Origin of the sequence: Sphingobium sp. Ant17, from assembly GCF_000588875.1 — a bacterium.
Lineage (GTDB): Bacteria > Pseudomonadota > Alphaproteobacteria > Sphingomonadales > Sphingomonadaceae > Sphingobium.
This window is the reverse complement of sequence record NZ_JEMV01000003.1, coordinates 102,024-117,674: the sequence shown is the minus strand read 5'-3', so window position 1 is coordinate 117,674 and position 15,651 is coordinate 102,024. Positions and strand designations below refer to the sequence as shown.

Genomic DNA, 15,651 nt, shown 5'->3' with positions numbered 1-15,651 from the left:
ATCAGCGTCCAGGAAACGGCGGAAATTCCAGCGGTGGCCGCGCTGCACCGGGCGTGTCGCGCGTGACTACGTCATAGAGTGCCAGCCCCGGCCCACTGAACGCCAGCGCGCCCATGGCCATCTGCACCGCCAACATCGTGCCTGTGCCCCACCACCAGGCGGGATGCACGAGACCTCGGCGACGCTGGTCCGCGATCATTCCGGCAAGCGGAAACAGCATGATGGCCAGAAATACGCCCCACGCCGCCCAGGGGATCATCAACGGCATCGGCAGCAACCGGCCAAAAGCTGGCCCGGTCAACATCGCCATCGCGCACAATAGCAGGCGGCGATGCCAATCGCTCCGCCGCCGCAACCAGATCGCCGCTGTCACAAGCGCGCCGAAAAACAAGGCCGTCAGGCAATTCATGAACAGGAAAAATACGGGCTGAAAGAAAAAAGGGGTCGTGCCCCGCCGCACCATCATGACCGTGGTGGCAACGCCCACCAGCACGACGGCTGCCGCCCAGCCTGCACCGATCCAGCCCAATCGGCGGTGCAAGGCGACTGATCCGCCTGCCACCAGTGCAGACTGCACAACATAGAAAAAGGTCCAGCCAAAAAAGATCACCGCATGGGCATGGACCGTCCATGGTGCAGCAAAGGTGGATCGCCCCATGGCCAGATGCAGTGAAAAACCAGCAATGTTGGTCAGTGCCACGATGATCGCCATGATCAGGAAGAAGCGATCGTCCCGCAGCGTTGGAAAGGGCACATAGGCTGTCGCCATGATGATTCCCCGTCATCGTTTCGAAGCCAGCTTACGCTTTTGGCAACTTCGCTTCAACGATGATGGATGTCACATAAGCCGCTTGACGCCGGTATCCTGACCTGTAGCTTCCCTTCACCCTATTCTCAGCCCGTTTGGACCGCTTATGTGCGTGTGCCCACTGCTGATTGACGCGGTGACCGATGCCGGACCCAACCCGCCCGGCCGCCCGCCCCTGCGCCTTTCGTTCGCCCGTCATTCCCTGCGGAGCGGCCGATGACAGCCATAAAAGGGGGAGAGGAACACGCATGCAGATCGTCTATATCGCCATAGGGTGTGGCCTGTTGGCCATTCTTTATGGCCTGTTCACCAGCCGACAGGTGCTGCGGCAACCTGCGGGCAACGCCATCATGCAGGAAATTGCGGGCGCAATTCAGGAGGGGGCAAGAGCCTATCTCGGCCGCCAATATACCACCATCGCCATCGTCGGCGTGGTCGTTGCCGCGCTGGTCCTGCTGTTTTTGGGGATCACATCCGCCATCGCCTTCCTGATCGGCGCGATCCTGTCGGGCGCAGCCGGCTTCATCGGCATGAACATCTCCGTTCGCGCCAATGTTCGCACCGCCGAAGCCTGTCGCGGCACACTGCAGAGCGGGCTGACGGTCGCGTTCCGCGCGGGCGCGATCACCGGCATGCTGGTGGCGGGCCTCGCTTTGCTCGCGATCAGCGTCTTCTTCTGGTATCTCACCGGCCCATCGGGTTATGCGCCCGACGACCGGCTCGTCATCGACAGCCTTGTCGCGCTGGCGTTCGGCGCATCGCTCATTTCCATCTTCGCGCGGCTGGGCGGCGGCATCTTTACCAAGGCCGCCGATGTCGGCGCGGACCTCGTCGGCAAAGTCGAAGCCGGAATCCCGGAGGATGACCCGCGCAACCCTGCCGTCATTGCCGACAATGTCGGCGACAATGTCGGCGATTGCGCAGGCATGGCCGCCGACCTGTTCGAAACCTACGTCGTCACCATCGGCGCAACCATGGTGCTGACCGCGCTGCTCGTCACCGGCCTCGACAATGCGGTGTTGCTCAACCTGATGGCCTTGCCGCTGATCGTCGGCGGCGTATGCATCATCACCTCGATCATCGGCACCTATATGGTGCGCCTAGGCTCCAGCCAGTCGATCATGGGCGCGCTCTATAAGGGCTTTTGGACCACCGCTTTGCTCTCCATCCCAGCCATTTATTATGTCACTTGGCGGACGCTAGGCGACATGAACGCGGTGTTCGGCGCGGACCTGGATGGCGTGGGCGGCTATACGGGCATGGCGCTGTTCTGGTCGATGATGGTGGGCCTGGCCGTCACCGGCCTTTTGGTGGTCATCACCGAATATTATACCGGCACCAATTATCGCCCGGTCCGCTCCATCGCCAAGGCGTCGGAAACCGGCCACGGCACCAACGTCATCCAGGGTTTGGCGATCAGCCTGGAATCGACCGCGTTGCCAACGTTGGTGATCGTCATCGGCATCATCGTCGCGCATCAACTGGCGGGCCTCATCGGCATCGCCTTCGCGGCTACCGCCATGCTGGCGCTCGCGGGCATGGTCGTGGCGCTCGACGCTTATGGCCCGGTGACGGACAATGCGGGCGGCATCGCCGAAATGGCGCATCTTGATGATAGCGTCCGAGTTAAGACCGACGCCTTGGACGCGGTGGGCAACACGACCAAGGCGGTGACGAAGGGCTATGCCATCGGCTCGGCGGGCCTCGCCGCGCTCGTCCTGTTCGGTGCCTATACCGAGGATTTGAAATATTATAACAGCGCGCTCGGCCTTACCGCGCCGGTCGATTTCAGCCTCTCCAACCCCTATGTCATCGTCGGCCTGCTGCTGGGCGCGCTGCTGCCCTATCTGTTCGGGGCGATGGGAATGACCGCCGTGGGCCGCGCGGCGGGCGACGTGGTCAAGGATGTCCGCGCGCAATTTGCCGAAAATAAGGGCATCATGGATGGCACCAGCAAGCCCGATTATGCCCGCACCGTCGATCTGGTGACCAAGGCCGCAATCAAGGAAATGATCGTCCCCAGCCTGTTGCCGGTGCTCGCCCCGATAGTCGTGTATTTCGCCATCTCGGCGGTTGCAGGCGTGTCGAACGGCTTTGCGGCCCTCGGCGCGCTGTTGCTGGGCGTCATCGTCTCGGGGCTGTTCGTCGCGCTGTCGATGACATCGGGCGGCGGCGCATGGGACAATGCGAAGAAATATATCGAGGATGGCCATCATGGCGGCAAGGGTAGCGAAGCCCATAAGGCAGCGGTAACCGGCGATACGGTAGGTGATCCCTACAAGGATACCGCCGGGCCAGCGGTCAACCCGATGATCAAGATCACCAACATCGTCGCCCTGCTGCTGCTCGCCGCGCTGGCGCATGGGGGATAGGACCATCCCAACCACCTGATCATTCGCCAAAAAAGCAGATGACGCCGCATCGGCCCCGCCCTATTCCCTGGGGCGGGGCCGATCTGTCTGGGGGGAATCGATGAAGGCTGTTTTCACGTCGTTGCTGGGCAGCGCGCTCTTTTTCGCGTCCGGGGCATCGGCCCAAGCGCCAGCACAGTCGTCAGCGCAATCCTGGACCATCAAGGACTTCGCTGCCCTCCCCCTCATGGAACGGCCCGCCTTGTCGCCCGACGGGTTGCACATCGCCAGCCGTGTCGCGGTCAACGGCGAACAGTTGCTGGTGATTGCCGATGTGCATGAAGGTCCGAACCGCATCCGCTCGCTGGCCCTGGGCGACAATGATCTCAACTGGTGGCAATGGGTCAATAACGACTGGCTGATCGCGGGCATCGGCGCAGAAAGCAACATGCAAGGCATGCCCTGGTATATCAGCCGCGTCGCCAGCGTGAAGCGGGATGGCAGCAAGATCAATGTGCTCGCCAAGTCCGCCGCCGCGCAAAATGCCGATGATGTCATCTGGATCGCGCGCGATGGCACATCACGGGTTCTTCTCTCCTACCAGACGTCGATCTTTTACAATGACGCGGGTTTCTGGCCGAAGGTCGACGAGGTTGACGTCAGCACGGGCAAGATGCGCAGCGTCGTCGCGCCACGCCAGCATGTGCGCAACTGGTATGCCGACGCCACCGGCGCGATCCGCATGGGCGTGGGCTATAATGACAGCACCCGCACGGGCAAGCTGCTTTACCGCCCCGACGGGCGGGCCAATTTTCGCGTCGTGGACCGGGCCGATCGCCGCCGCGACGAATCGCTGGTGGTGCCGCTGCTGTTCACCGCTGATCCGGGCAAGGCGATCGCCAGCGATGATCGCGAAGGCACCGATGCGCTTTACGAACTGGACCTCGCCACGCTCGAACTGGGGCGCAAGATATTCTCCGCACCAGGCTTTGATATTGGCGGGATAACCGAGGATGCGGCCGGGACGGGCCTTGCCGGGGTCAGCTACACCAGCGACGCGCCTGCGGTTCATTGGTTCGACGCTAATCTGGCCAAGATTCAAGCGGATATCGACAAGGCTGTCGGCGACCGGCGGGCGCGCATCATCTCCACCAGCCGGGACGGCCAGCGCATGGTCGTCCATGTCGGCACCCCCGATCAGCCGGGAGCCTATTATTATTACGATACGGCGGCAGGCGCCATGAGTATCTTGTCCAGGGTGAGCGATCGCTTCACCACCAAGACTCGCCTCGCGCCCGTCAAGACCATCCGCTACAAAGCGCGCGACGGGCTGGAGATTGCCGCTGTGCTGACGGTTCCAGCCGGGCGGGACGCGAAGAACCTGCCGTTTATCCTGATGCCCCATGGCGGCCCCTTTGCCCGCGATGCCGAGGCGTGGGATTGGTGGGTGCAGTTTCTCGCCTGGCGCGGCTATGCCGTGCTGCAACCCAATTATCGCGGCTCGTCGGGCTATGGCAAAGCCTTCGCGGTAAAGGGCGAGGGGCAGTGGGGCCTTGCCATGCAGGACGACCTCAACGACGCGGTCGATTGGGCGGTGCAGCAGGGTATTGCCGACCCCAAGCGCGTCTGCATGGTCGGCGCATCCTATGGCGGCTATGCGCCCATGCGCGCGGCCCAGCGCGATCCCGCCAAATATCGCTGTGCCGTATCCTATGCCGGCGTGTCCGACCTCGCCGCCATGATGCGCTATGACCAACGCTTCCTGTACCATGGCACGCGCAAGGACTGGATGAAGGAACAGGCACCCGATTTCGCCGCCGTGTCGCCGATCCACTTCGCCGACCAGTTCGCCACGCCTATCTTGCTGATGCACGGCAAGAAGGACCGCCGCGTTCAGGTCCGCCAGTCGCGCGAAATGGCTGAAAAGCTGAAAGCCGCCGGGAAGGTCCACGGCCGCGACTATCTCTATGTCGAACAGCCGCTGGCCGATCATCACTTCTCACGCGAAGCCGATCGGCTGGAGTTTCTGGAAAAGCTCGACGCATTCCTGAAGGACCATAATCCCGCCTGACCTGAATGCCTTGGCGGGTATGGGCAAGCATATGGGGCGACAGCAAAGTCCGCCACGCGGCCGCGCCGTGCCTCCCTTAACCCTTTGTTCAGGCGGGAGGCGCAATCTGTCCTAATCGGTCGGCCACAGAGAATGGGCCAGGCCGCACCGGATTTCCCTTTCGTGCCCGAACCGGCATGACCTTGTTTGATAACCGGATGCCGTAAAATGCCGTGTGCCATAACGATCGACGAACCGGCCCGAATCGCGGCCCTGCGCCGCTATGGGATTTTGGACACGCCTGCGGAAGGCGCCTTCGACAAGGTTACCGATCTTGTGCGCACATTGTTCGATGTCCCGATATCGGCGGTGTCGCTGGTCGATACCGATCGCCAATGGTTCAAGTCGATCACCGGGCTGGACATAGCCGAAACCGCACGCTCCATGGCCTTTTGCGATCATGCCATCCGGCAGGACGAGCCGCTGATCATCCCCGATGCGCAGGCCGATCCCCGCTTCAGCGACAATCCCCTGGTCACCGGCGGCCCGCGCATCCGCAGCTATGCCGGCGTGCCCCTGCGCACGCCCGACGGCTATAATCTCGGGTCGCTCTGCGCCATCGACACGCGCCCACGCGACTTTTCCGCTGAACAGATGGAAGTGCTCAAAGGCCTGGCCCCAATCGTCGTCGAACAGATGGAATTGCGCCTGCTGGCCGAACGCGACCACTTGAGCGGTGCGCTGACCCGTCGCGCCTTCATCGCCCAACTCGACAAGCGGATCGCGCTCTTCACCCGTCACGATCGCCCCGCCGCGTTGATCCTGCTCGACATCGACCATTTCAAGCAGATCAATGACGCCCATGGCCATCCGGCAGGCGACCGCGTGATCGAAGCAGTGTCGGCGCTCTGCAAAGGCCTGTCCCGCCCCAGCGATGCGTTCGGACGGATTGGCGGCGAGGAATTCGCTTTGTTGCTGCCCGAAACCCAAGAGGCCGATGCGCTGATCGTCGCAAACCGCATACGCGCGGCGATCGAGCGGTTCGAAATTACCAATGACCCGCCGGTCCACGTCACCGCCAGCTTCGGCGTCGCGAATGTCGGCGCAGGTCGCATGTCGAGCGAGGCCTGGCTCTCCGCCGCAGACGCGGCGCTCTACAAGGCCAAACATGCCGGTCGCAACCAGGCCATATTGGCACCGATCGAGGTCGTAAGCGCCACCTGATTCGCGACGGGGTAACGGGTTCATAATGGACTGAAATCTGCCCCGATCTTGCCGACTATTTTGCTCCATATCGGACTATCGCCATAACGGCGTAAGGTTTGCTTGGTGCGGATCGCCGCCCCATCCACCCTCCCCATCATCACAGGGGGAGGGTGCCAATGCGGCTCAGCTGGCCGGAAATTCGCACGAACGCGGCCCATTTCGCCACCGAATGGCAGGGCAAGGGCTATGAGAAGGGCCAGACCCACAGTTTCTACGATGATTTCTTCCGCATCTTCGGCGTGCCGCGCAGGCAGGTGGCGGTCTATAAACAGCGGGTAAAATCGCTCGATCCGGGCCGATCCGGGGGTTTCATCGACCTGTTCTGGCCCGGCACGCTGATCGTGGAACAGAAAAGCGCCGGTCGCGACCTCACCCGCGCCATGGCCCAGGCGCTCGATTATTATGACTGGCTGCCCGACGTGCAGCGCCCCCGCCACATGATGGTGTGCGATTTTCAGCGTTTCGAACTGGTGGACCTCGAAACCCGCCGCGAATGGCGCTTCCCGCTCACGGATCTCAAACGCCATGTCGAAGCTTTCAGCTTCATCATCGGCGTCCAGCCGCGCCTCTTCCGCAACCAGTCGCCGGTCAACCGCCAGGCGTCGGAACTGATGGGCCGCCTGCACAATGCGCTCGCTGCCGACGGCTATGTCGGCCATGATCTGGAACGGCTGCTCGTCCGCCTGCTCTTCATCCTCTTTGCCGACGATACCGGCATTTTCGAGCGCAAGGACCAGTTCCTGACCTTCCTCGAACAGCGCACCCGCGCCGATGGCCGCGACCTTGGCCGCTGGCTGGGCGAACTGTTCCAGACGCTCGACACCCCGCCCGACCGGCGACAGCAGAGCCTCGACGCAGATCTCGCCGACTTTCCCTATATCAATGGCGAACTGTTCCGCGAACGCATCGCCATGCCCAGCTTCGACGCTGCCATGCGCACGATGCTGCTCGACGCCAGCCTGTTCAACTGGGGCGACGTCTCGCCCGCCATATTCGGGTCGCTGTTCGAAAGCGTGATCGACACGGTGACGCGGCGCAAGCAAGGCGCGCACTACACCCCCGAACAGGCGATACTCAAGGTCATCGAACCCCTGTTCCTGGACGATCTGCGTGCCGAGTTCGACCGCGCCACGGCGCTCAAGTCCGGCCGCGAACGCGCCTTGCGCGCGCTGCATGACCGGCTGGGGACGATGGCGTTCCTCGACCCCGCCTGCGGTGCGGGCAATTTCCTGGTCGTCGCCTATCGCGAGCTGCGCGAACTGGAACGCGACATATTGCGCGAATTGCTCACCATCGATGGCCGGGTCGAACTGGTCATGGATGTCGCCGCTCTCTCGAAACTGGATGTCGATCATTTCTTCGGCATCGAAATCGACGAATTTCCCGCCATGATCGCGCAGGTGGCGCTGTGGATGACCGACCATATCGCCAACACCCGTCTGGCCGAGGATTTCGGCCAGCATTATGCCCGCATCCCGCTGGTGAAAGCCCCCGGCATCCGTCACGGCGACGCACTGGAACTGGACTGGAACCATGTCGTCCCGGCGCAGGACTGCACCTTCGTCTTTGGCAATCCACCCTTCATCGGCGCGAAATATCAGAGCGAGGCGCAGCGCACCCAGGTCCGCCGCCTCGCCGCCCTGCCCGGCAGCGGCGGTACGCTGGACTATGTCGCCGCCTGGTTCCTCAAGGCCGCGCGCTATGTCACAGGCGGCGATGCGCGCATCGCCTTCGTCTCGACCAACTCGATCGTGCAGGGAGAACAGGTGGCCCAACTCTGGCCGCTGATCTTTCGCGTAGGCCTCGAAATCGCCTTCGCCCACCGCACCTTCGTCTGGCCCGGCCGCGCAGCAGTCCATTGCGTCATCATTGGCCTCGCCCAGCGCCGCGACGAACCCGCGCAAAAGCGGCTGTTCAGCTATGCCGACGCCAAGGGCGAGCCGACCGAAACCCGCCATGGCGCACTGACCGCCTATCTGTTCGATGCCCGCGACGCCGACCGCCATCTGGTGGTGCAGGAGGAGAGCCGACCGATCAACGGCGCACCGCGCATCATCATCGGGTCCAAGCCGATTGATGGCGGCTATCTGATCTTCGATGCCGATGCGCGGGCAAAGCTGCTCGCGCAGGAACCGGATGCCGAACTCCTTTTGCGCCCCTATGTCGGCGCGCAGGAATATCTGAACGGCGGCGAACGGTGGATATTGGCACTACAGGATGCCGCCCCGGCGGATATTCGGCAGCTTCCCATCGTCCGGCAAAGGCTGCGCCAGGTGACGGCCTATCGGCGCGGCGAGATCGCGGCGCTGGGCAAAGCGGAAGAGAGCAAGAAGACGCCCGGCCAGTCGTCGCTGGCGCTGGCCGACACGCCATCGGCCTTTCACGTAACGGTCATCCCGACCCTGCCCTTCCTCGCCATCCCCGAAGTCAGTTCGGAACGCCGCGACTATATCCCGATCGGCTGGCTGGAACCGCCGACAGTCCCCAGCAATCTGGTGCGCATCCTTCCCGGCGCGACGCTCTGGCATTTCGCCATCCTCACCAGCCATATGCACATGGCGTGGATGCGCCAGATCGGTGGCAGGCTCGAAAGTCGATATCGCTACTCGATCGGCCTTGTTTACAATAATTTCCCTTGGCCCGAAGCATCTGCGGCCCAGCGCACCAGGATCGAAACCCTCGCCCAAGCTGTCCTCGACGCCCGCGCCCTGCCCCGCAATGCGACATCGACCCTGGCCGATCTCTATGACCCCGACACCATGCCCGCGCCCCTGCGCAAGGCGCATCATGATCTCGATCTCGCCATCGACCGGCTCTATCGCAAAGCCGCGTTCGGGTCCGACCGCGAACGGGTGGAATATCTCTTCACCCTCTATCAGCGGCTGATCGACCCACTCCATAGTGCCAAGAACCGCCGCGCGAACCGGCAGCCACCATCGCCTTAAAAATCCGGCTTTTCATAATGGGGCGGCGGGGCGATTACTTCCATCCGCTCCGACAGCAAAGGACGAAAGGAGGGGCGCGACTTGAACCCGGCATACCAGCGCCGCACCGGCTCATGCCCTTGCCAGTCGATCCCGCCCAGATAGTCCGCCACCGACAGATGCGCCGCCGCCGCGATGTCCGCGAGGCTTAGCGTACCGCCCGCCATCCAGCTGCGATGGTCGAGCAGATAGTCCATATAATCCATATGCACATTCGCGCGCTTCATGGCTTCGCGCAGTACGCGGGCATCAGGCGGCGCGCGCTCGATCAGCCGCTTCTTCATCCGTTCGTGCAGCAGCGGGCCGACCACGTCGCCATAGAAATTCTGGTCGAAAAAGGCGGTCAGCCGCCGCACTTCGGCGCGCCCGGCGGCGGTGCCGGAAATCAGCGGCACCTTCTCTACCGTCTCTTCGAAATATTCACAGATCGCCTGGCTGTCGATCAGGGTCAGACCCTTGTCATGATCGGCCATGACCGGCGTGGTCCCGGCCGGATTGAGATCGAGAAATTCGTCGCGCATCGCCCAGGGCGATTCGCGCACCAGATCATAGCCGATCCCCTTTTCGCCCAGCAGCAGCCGGACCTTGCGAGAGAAGGGGCAGAGCGGAAATTGATAAAGCAGCCACATAGGCGAACCTTGTTAGGCGCGCGCGGGTCGGGGGGGAAGCGGCAAAATGGTGGAAGCCGCCTCACGAATTTCGGTCATATCGTCCAAAAGCATGGCAAGAAACGGCATGGTCCGACCTTCCGATCCGCCAGGCGGGACGATAGAAGAGACTGCGATAATGATTACGCGATGGAAAGGATGCCCCATGCCTGACGATTTCTTCCCGGTGCCGGGGGACTGGGCCAGCAGCGCGCTGATGGACCGGGCCGCGCGCGATGCGGACTATGCGCGTTCGATCGATGCGTCGCACGACTATTGGCTGGACCGGGCGCAGCGGCTCGACTGGATCACGCCGCCGACCAAAAGCGACGAAAGCAGCTTTGCCGAAGCCGATTTCGGCATCCAATGGTTCGCCGACGGGGTGCTCAACGTCAGCGCCAATTGCATCGACCGGCATCTGGCGACGCGCGGCGATCAGGTCGCGATCCTGTGGGAACCGGACTCCCCCGACGAGGCACCGCGCCGCACCACCTATCGTCAACTCCATGCCGAAGTGTGCCGCTTTGCCAATGTTCTGAAAAGGGCTGGCGCACGCAAGGGCGACCGCATCACCATCTATATGCCGATGATCCCGGAGGCCGCCTTCGCCCTGCTCGCGTGCGCGCGGATCGGCGCGGTGCATAGCGTGGTGTTCGGCGGCTTTTCGCCCGAAGCGCTGGCTGGCCGCATCATCGATTGCGATTCGACGCTGGTCATCACCGCCGACGAAGGCCGCCGCGCGGGCAAGACAGTACCCCTGAAGGCCAATGTCGATGCCGCGCTCAAACATTGCCCCGGCGTCAAGCATGTGGTGGTCGTGGAGGCGACCGGCGGCGCGGTGACGATGGCGGAAGGCCGCGACCTGTGGCTGCATGAGGCGGCGGCGCGCGTCGAGGCCGACTGTCCACCCGAACCCATGAATGCCGAAGACCCGCTGTTCATCCTCTACACGTCGGGATCGACCGGCAAGCCCAAGGGCGTGCTGCATACATCGGGGGGCTATCTGCTCTGGACCGCGCTCACCCATGAACTCTGCTTCGACTATCGGCCGGGCGACATCTACTGGTGTGCCGCCGATATCGGCTGGGTCACCGGGCACAGCTATATCGTCTATGGCCCGCTGGCGAACGGGGCGACGACGCTGATGTATGAAGGCGTGCCCAACTGGCCGACCCCGGCGCGGATGTGGGAAGTGGTGGACCGGCATCAGGTCCAGACCCTCTTCACCGCCCCCACCGCGTTGCGCGCGCTGATGAAGGAAGGCAACGACCCTGTAAAGGCGACCAGCCGTGCCTCGCTGCGCCTGCTTGGCACGGTAGGCGAACCGATCAACCCGGAGGCATGGCGCTGGTATCATGGTATCGTGGGCGAAGGCCGCTGTCCGATCATCGACACCTGGTGGCAGACCGAAACCGGCGGCGCGATGATCGCGCCGATGCCGGGGGCCACCGACCTCAAGCCCGGCTCTGCGACCTTGCCCATGCCAGGCGTGGTGCCGCAGATCGTGGATGCCGAAGGGCAGGTGCTGGAGGGCGCGACCGAGGGCAATCTGGTGATCGCGCGTAGCTGGCCGGGGCAGATGCGCACCGTCTATGGCGACCATGACCGCTTCTTCCAGACTTATTTCACCACCTTCCCCGGCAAATATACCACGGGCGATGGCGCGCGGCGCGACGCGGACGGCTATTATTGGATCACCGGGCGCGTCGATGACGTTATCAACGTATCGGGCCATCGCATGGGCACGGCCGAGGTCGAAAGCGCGCTGGTGCTGCACGAAAGCGTCGCCGAAGCGGCGGTGGTCGGCTTCCCCCACGACATCAAGGGCCAGGGCATCTATGCCTATGTCACGCTGAATGCCGGAATCGAGCCGGACGACGAATTGCGCCAGTTGCTGGTCAAATGGGTCCGCACCGAAATCGGCCCGATCGCCACCCCAGACGCGATCCAGTTCGCCCCCGGCCTGCCCAAGACACGCTCCGGTAAGATCATGCGCCGCATCCTACGTAAAATTGCGGAAGGCGAAGTCTCGGCGCAAGCGCTAGGCGATACCAGCACCCTGGCCGACCCTTCGGTGGTGGACAATCTGGTCGCCAATCGTCACGGCTAGGAAACGAACAGAAGGAACTGCCATGGACCGCTATAATGGAGTCGCCCGCGCCCTGCATTGGGCCATGGCCTTGCTCATCATCCTCGCCCTGGTGCTTGGCATCGGCCACGATGCGCTGCCCAAGGATTGGGCCGTGATCCCGATCCACAAGTCGATCGGGCTGACCGTCCTCGCGCTGACATTGGTGCGGATCGTCTGGCGGCTAGCTCATCCCGCGCCGCGCCTGACCATGCCCATGCCTCGCTGGGAAAGCGGCGTGGCGCACGCCACCCATGCGCTCTTCTATATCTTCATGATCGTGCTGCCGCTGTCCGGGTGGATCATGACGTCGGCGGGCACACGGCCGTTAAATTGGTTCTTCCTGTTCGACGTCCCTAAACTCCCGGTGACCAAGGGCGACCTGATCGTCGATCTGGCGGGCGAAGGGCATGAGGTGATGGGCTTCATCTGGGCGGCATTGATCCTGCTCCATATCGGCGCGGCGCTGCGGCATCATTTAATGCTCAAGGACAATGTGATGCGGCGGATGCTTTAAGCTCCGGCGACTAACAGGCTTTCGGGTTCGACCAACGACATTGTAATAGCGTCTCATCGCTTGACCGACGCAGCGAAACGGTCGATCCCGCGTTGCATCAGGGCGCAGAGCCATGTGGCCGCGCCGTCAAGACGTGTCGGAGTCTGAAAACCTATGTCCCTCGCCAAAATCCTGCCGCTACTGCTGGCCGCCGCCCCCGTCGCCCTCGCCACGCCCGCTCTGGCGCAGACGGCCCCTACCGGCCCCGCCGCCGGGATCACCACCCAATTGCCGCGCGGCGCAGTGCCCAGCCATTATGCGATCACGGTCACTCCCGACGCCGCTAATCTCAAATTCGCCGGCAAAGTGACGATCGACGTCGCGGTCAGCACGGCCATGCCGACACTGGTCCTGAACGCCGCCGACCTAAGCTTTGGCGACGTCATGCTAACCCCCTCCAAGGGCAAGGCGATCAAGGGCACGGCCAAGGTCGATGCCGACGCGCAGACGGTAACGCTCGACTTCGGCAAGCCGCTCGCACCCGGCAACTACAAGCTCGCCATCGCCTATGCCGGCGTCATCAACACGCAGGCGAACGGCCTGTTCGCGCTCGACTATACCGACAATGACGGCGCAGCGAAGCGCGCGCTCTTCACTCAGTTCGAAGCGCCCGACGCGCGCCGCTTCGTGCCGAGCTGGGACGAGCCAAGCTATAAGGCGACCTTCGACCTGTCCGCCATCATCCCCACCGGCGAACTGGCGGTCGGCAACATGCCCGTCACATCGACCAAGAATCTGGGCGGTGGCAAGACCCAGGTGACCTTCGGCACCAGTCCCAAAATGTCCTCCTACCTGCTCTTCTTCGGCCTTGGCGAACTGGAGCGCGCGACCAAGATGTCCGGCGCAACCGAAGTCGGCGTCATCACCGGCAAGGGCAATACAGGCAAGGCGCAACTGGCGCTCGACGCATCGGTGTCGATCCTGCCCTATTTCAACGAGTATTTCGGCGTCCCCTATCCCCTGCCCAAGCTCGACAATGTCGCTGGCCCCGGCCAGAGCCAGTTTTTCAGCGCGATGGAAAATTGGGGCGCGATCTTCACCTTCGAGCGCGCCCTGCTGGTCGATCCGCGCTTTACCTCCGAAGCGACCAAGCGCCGCATCTATGAAACTGTCGCGCATGAAATGGCGCATCAATGGTTTGGCGACCTCGTCACCATGGCCTGGTGGGACGATCTGTGGCTGAACGAAGGCTTCGCCAGCTGGATGGCGACCAAGGTCACTGACAAGCTGCAGCCCGACTGGCAGATGCTGCTGACCCGCGTCGATGGCCGCGAGGCAGCGATGAGCCTCGACTCGCTCGCCACCACCCACCCCGTCGTCCAGAAGATCACCACCGTCGATCAGGTGAACCAGGCGTTCGACGCCATCACCTATCAGAAGGGCGAAGCCGTCATCACCATGCTGGAAGGCTATGCCGGCGAAGAAGTGTGGAAGACCGGCATCCGCAGCTATATGAAGGCCCATGCCTATGGCAACACCGTCACCGACGATCTGTGGAAGGCCGTCGAGGGCGCAGGGGCCAAGGGGCTGGTATCGATCGCGCATGACTTCACGTCCAAGCCCGGCATCCCGCTGGTCAAGGTCGACAGCGCGCAATGCCAGGGTGGCAACACGCTGCTGACGCTGAGCCAGGGCGAATTCAGCCGCGACAAGAAGGACAAGGCCCCCTTGAGCTGGAACGTGCCCGTCATGGCGCAGACCATCGGCGGCGCGCCGCAGCGGCTGATCCTGCAAGGCAAGGGGCAGATGACGCTGCCGGGCTGTGGTGCCTATGTCGTCAATGCCGGGCAGACGGGCTATTATCGCTCGCTCTATCCCGCAGCCAATGTCGAGGCGCTGGCCGCCGGTTTCACCAAACTGCCCGCGATCGACCAGACCGGCTTGCTGGCCGACAATTTCCAGCTGGGCCTTGGCGGCTATCAGCCGATGGGGCTGGCGCTCGACCTGATCGATGCCGTGCCCGCCACCGCCACTCCCGCTGTTCTGGCGCAAGTGCCCGGCTATCTGGACAGCGCCTATGTCATGCTGGAAGGCGACAAGGCCGGACAGGCGAAGGTTGCAGCCTATACGTCGGCCAAGCTGTCACCCGTGCTGACCGGCATCGGCTATGATGCCAAGCCGGGTGAAAATCCGCAGGTGCCCGTCCTACGATCGGCGCTGGTCGGCACGCTGGGCGAGATGGGCGACAAGGCCGTGGTGGCCGAAGCCAATCGCCGCTTCGCCGCACTGGCGAGCGACCCCGCCGCGCTTGACGGCCCGCTGCGTAACGTCTGGATGGCGATCATCGCCAAAAATGCCGATCAGGCGACGTGGGACAGACTGCGCGCGCTGGCCAAGGCCGCAAAGACCGATCTGGAAAAGAGCACACTTTATGCACTGCTCGGCGGGGCCAAGGACGAAAAGCTCGCGCAGCAGGCGCTCGACCTGGCGCTGACCGACGAACCTAGCAAGACCACCAGCGCGGCGATCATTGCGCAGGTCGGTGCGGAGCATCCGATGCTGGCGGTGGATTATGTGCTGGCGCACCGTGCGCAATATGAGGGGCTAATCGACGTTTCGGCACGCAGCCAGGCGCTCGCGCGGTTGGGCGGCGGATCGGCCGACCCTACGATGGCGACCAAGCTGGACGCCTATGCCACCCAATATCTGACGCCGGAATCGCGCAAGGTGGTCGATCGCGCCATTGCCGCGATCAACACCCGCATCGAAACCCGCACCCGTCTGAAGCCCGCGCTGACGGCCTGGTTCGCCGAGAAGTAAGACGAAAAGGGCGGCTCAAGGGCCGCCCCAAACCCCTTAAATCCTCCCCGGTACGGGGAGGGGGACCGGCGAAGCCGGTGGAGGGGTCTCACCCTATCGAG

General features: G+C 63.3%; 9 protein-coding genes. 7 read left to right on the top strand and 2 right to left on the bottom strand.

The annotated features are described in order from the left end of the window. Position 1: 1 nt before the first annotated feature. The gene (locus tag BF95_RS02920) at positions 2-769 is read right to left on the bottom strand and encodes a hypothetical protein (RefSeq protein WP_043149231.1); all 768 of its coding nucleotides are present in this window, start codon (positions 767-769) and stop codon (positions 2-4) included. 287 nt (positions 770-1,056) lie between these two features. Here BF95_RS02920 and BF95_RS02915 point away from each other — a divergent pair, with 287 nt between their 5' ends. From BF95_RS02915 to BF95_RS02900, 4 genes are all read left to right on the top strand, one after another. After that, complete coding sequence (locus BF95_RS02915; protein WP_043149229.1) at positions 1,057-3,180, top strand: sodium-translocating pyrophosphatase; 2,124 nt, start codon at positions 1,057-1,059, stop codon at positions 3,178-3,180. Between the two features lie 100 nt (positions 3,181-3,280). Continuing rightward, a complete protein-coding gene (locus BF95_RS02910; RefSeq protein ID WP_043149227.1) occupies positions 3,281-5,230 on the top strand; it encodes an alpha/beta hydrolase family protein in 1,950 nt (649 codons plus the stop codon). Positions 5,231-5,437: 207 nt separating this feature from the next. Then, complete coding sequence (locus BF95_RS02905; protein ID WP_043149225.1) at positions 5,438-6,433, top strand: GGDEF domain-containing protein; 996 nt, start codon at positions 5,438-5,440, stop codon at positions 6,431-6,433. Between the two features lie 158 nt (positions 6,434-6,591). Then, positions 6,592-9,420, top strand: coding sequence for a class I SAM-dependent DNA methyltransferase (locus tag BF95_RS02900; protein WP_043149223.1), 2,829 nt, complete (start codon positions 6,592-6,594; stop codon positions 9,418-9,420). Here BF95_RS02900 and BF95_RS02895 read toward each other — a convergent pair. Next, positions 9,417-10,088 (bottom strand): glutathione S-transferase family protein, encoded by a 672-nt coding sequence (locus BF95_RS02895; protein ID WP_043149222.1) that lies wholly within the window; start codon positions 10,086-10,088, stop codon positions 9,417-9,419. The two genes, BF95_RS02900 and BF95_RS02895, sit on opposite strands and share 4 nt — an antisense overlap. Before the next feature lie 184 nt (positions 10,089-10,272). Between BF95_RS02895 and acs the strand changes: the two genes are divergently transcribed. The 3 genes from acs to BF95_RS02880 all read left to right on the top strand — a co-directional run bounded on the left by acs (position 10,273) and on the right by BF95_RS02880 (position 15,550). Next, positions 10,273-12,216 carry an acetate--CoA ligase gene (gene acs, locus BF95_RS02890; RefSeq protein ID WP_043149221.1) on the top strand — a complete coding sequence of 648 codons (1,944 nt, stop codon included), beginning with the start codon at positions 10,273-10,275 and terminating at the stop codon, positions 12,214-12,216. 22 nt (positions 12,217-12,238) lie between these two features. Next, the gene (locus BF95_RS02885; protein ID WP_043149220.1) at positions 12,239-12,751 is read left to right on the top strand and encodes a cytochrome b; all 513 of its coding nucleotides are present in this window, start codon (positions 12,239-12,241) and stop codon (positions 12,749-12,751) included. A gap of 153 nt (positions 12,752-12,904) precedes the next feature. Further along, positions 12,905-15,550, top strand: coding sequence for a M1 family metallopeptidase (locus tag BF95_RS02880; protein WP_043149219.1), 2,646 nt, complete (start codon positions 12,905-12,907; stop codon positions 15,548-15,550). The last annotated feature ends 101 nt before the right edge of the window (positions 15,551-15,651 follow it).

Excerpts from the sequence above, each read along its gene's own strand:
- acs (WP_043149221.1), top strand. The coding sequence starts at position 10,273 with ATGCCTGACGATTTCTTCCCGGTGCCGGGGGACTGGGCCAGCAGCGCG.
- BF95_RS02915 (WP_043149229.1), top strand. The coding sequence starts at position 1,057 with ATGCAGATCGTCTATATCGCCATAGGGTGTGGCCTGTTGGCCATTCTT.
- BF95_RS02920 (WP_043149231.1), bottom strand. The coding sequence starts at position 769 with ATGGCGACAGCCTATGTGCCCTTTCCAACGCTGCGGGACGATCGCTTC.
- BF95_RS02910 (WP_043149227.1), top strand. The coding sequence starts at position 3,281 with ATGAAGGCTGTTTTCACGTCGTTGCTGGGCAGCGCGCTCTTTTTCGCG.
- BF95_RS02895 (WP_043149222.1), bottom strand. The coding sequence starts at position 10,088 with ATGTGGCTGCTTTATCAATTTCCGCTCTGCCCCTTCTCTCGCAAGGTC.
- BF95_RS02885 (WP_043149220.1), top strand. The coding sequence starts at position 12,239 with ATGGACCGCTATAATGGAGTCGCCCGCGCCCTGCATTGGGCCATGGCC.
- BF95_RS02880 (WP_043149219.1), top strand. The coding sequence starts at position 12,905 with ATGTCCCTCGCCAAAATCCTGCCGCTACTGCTGGCCGCCGCCCCCGTC.
- BF95_RS02900 (WP_043149223.1), top strand. The coding sequence starts at position 6,592 with ATGCGGCTCAGCTGGCCGGAAATTCGCACGAACGCGGCCCATTTCGCC.
- BF95_RS02905 (WP_043149225.1), top strand. The coding sequence starts at position 5,438 with ATGCCGTGTGCCATAACGATCGACGAACCGGCCCGAATCGCGGCCCTG.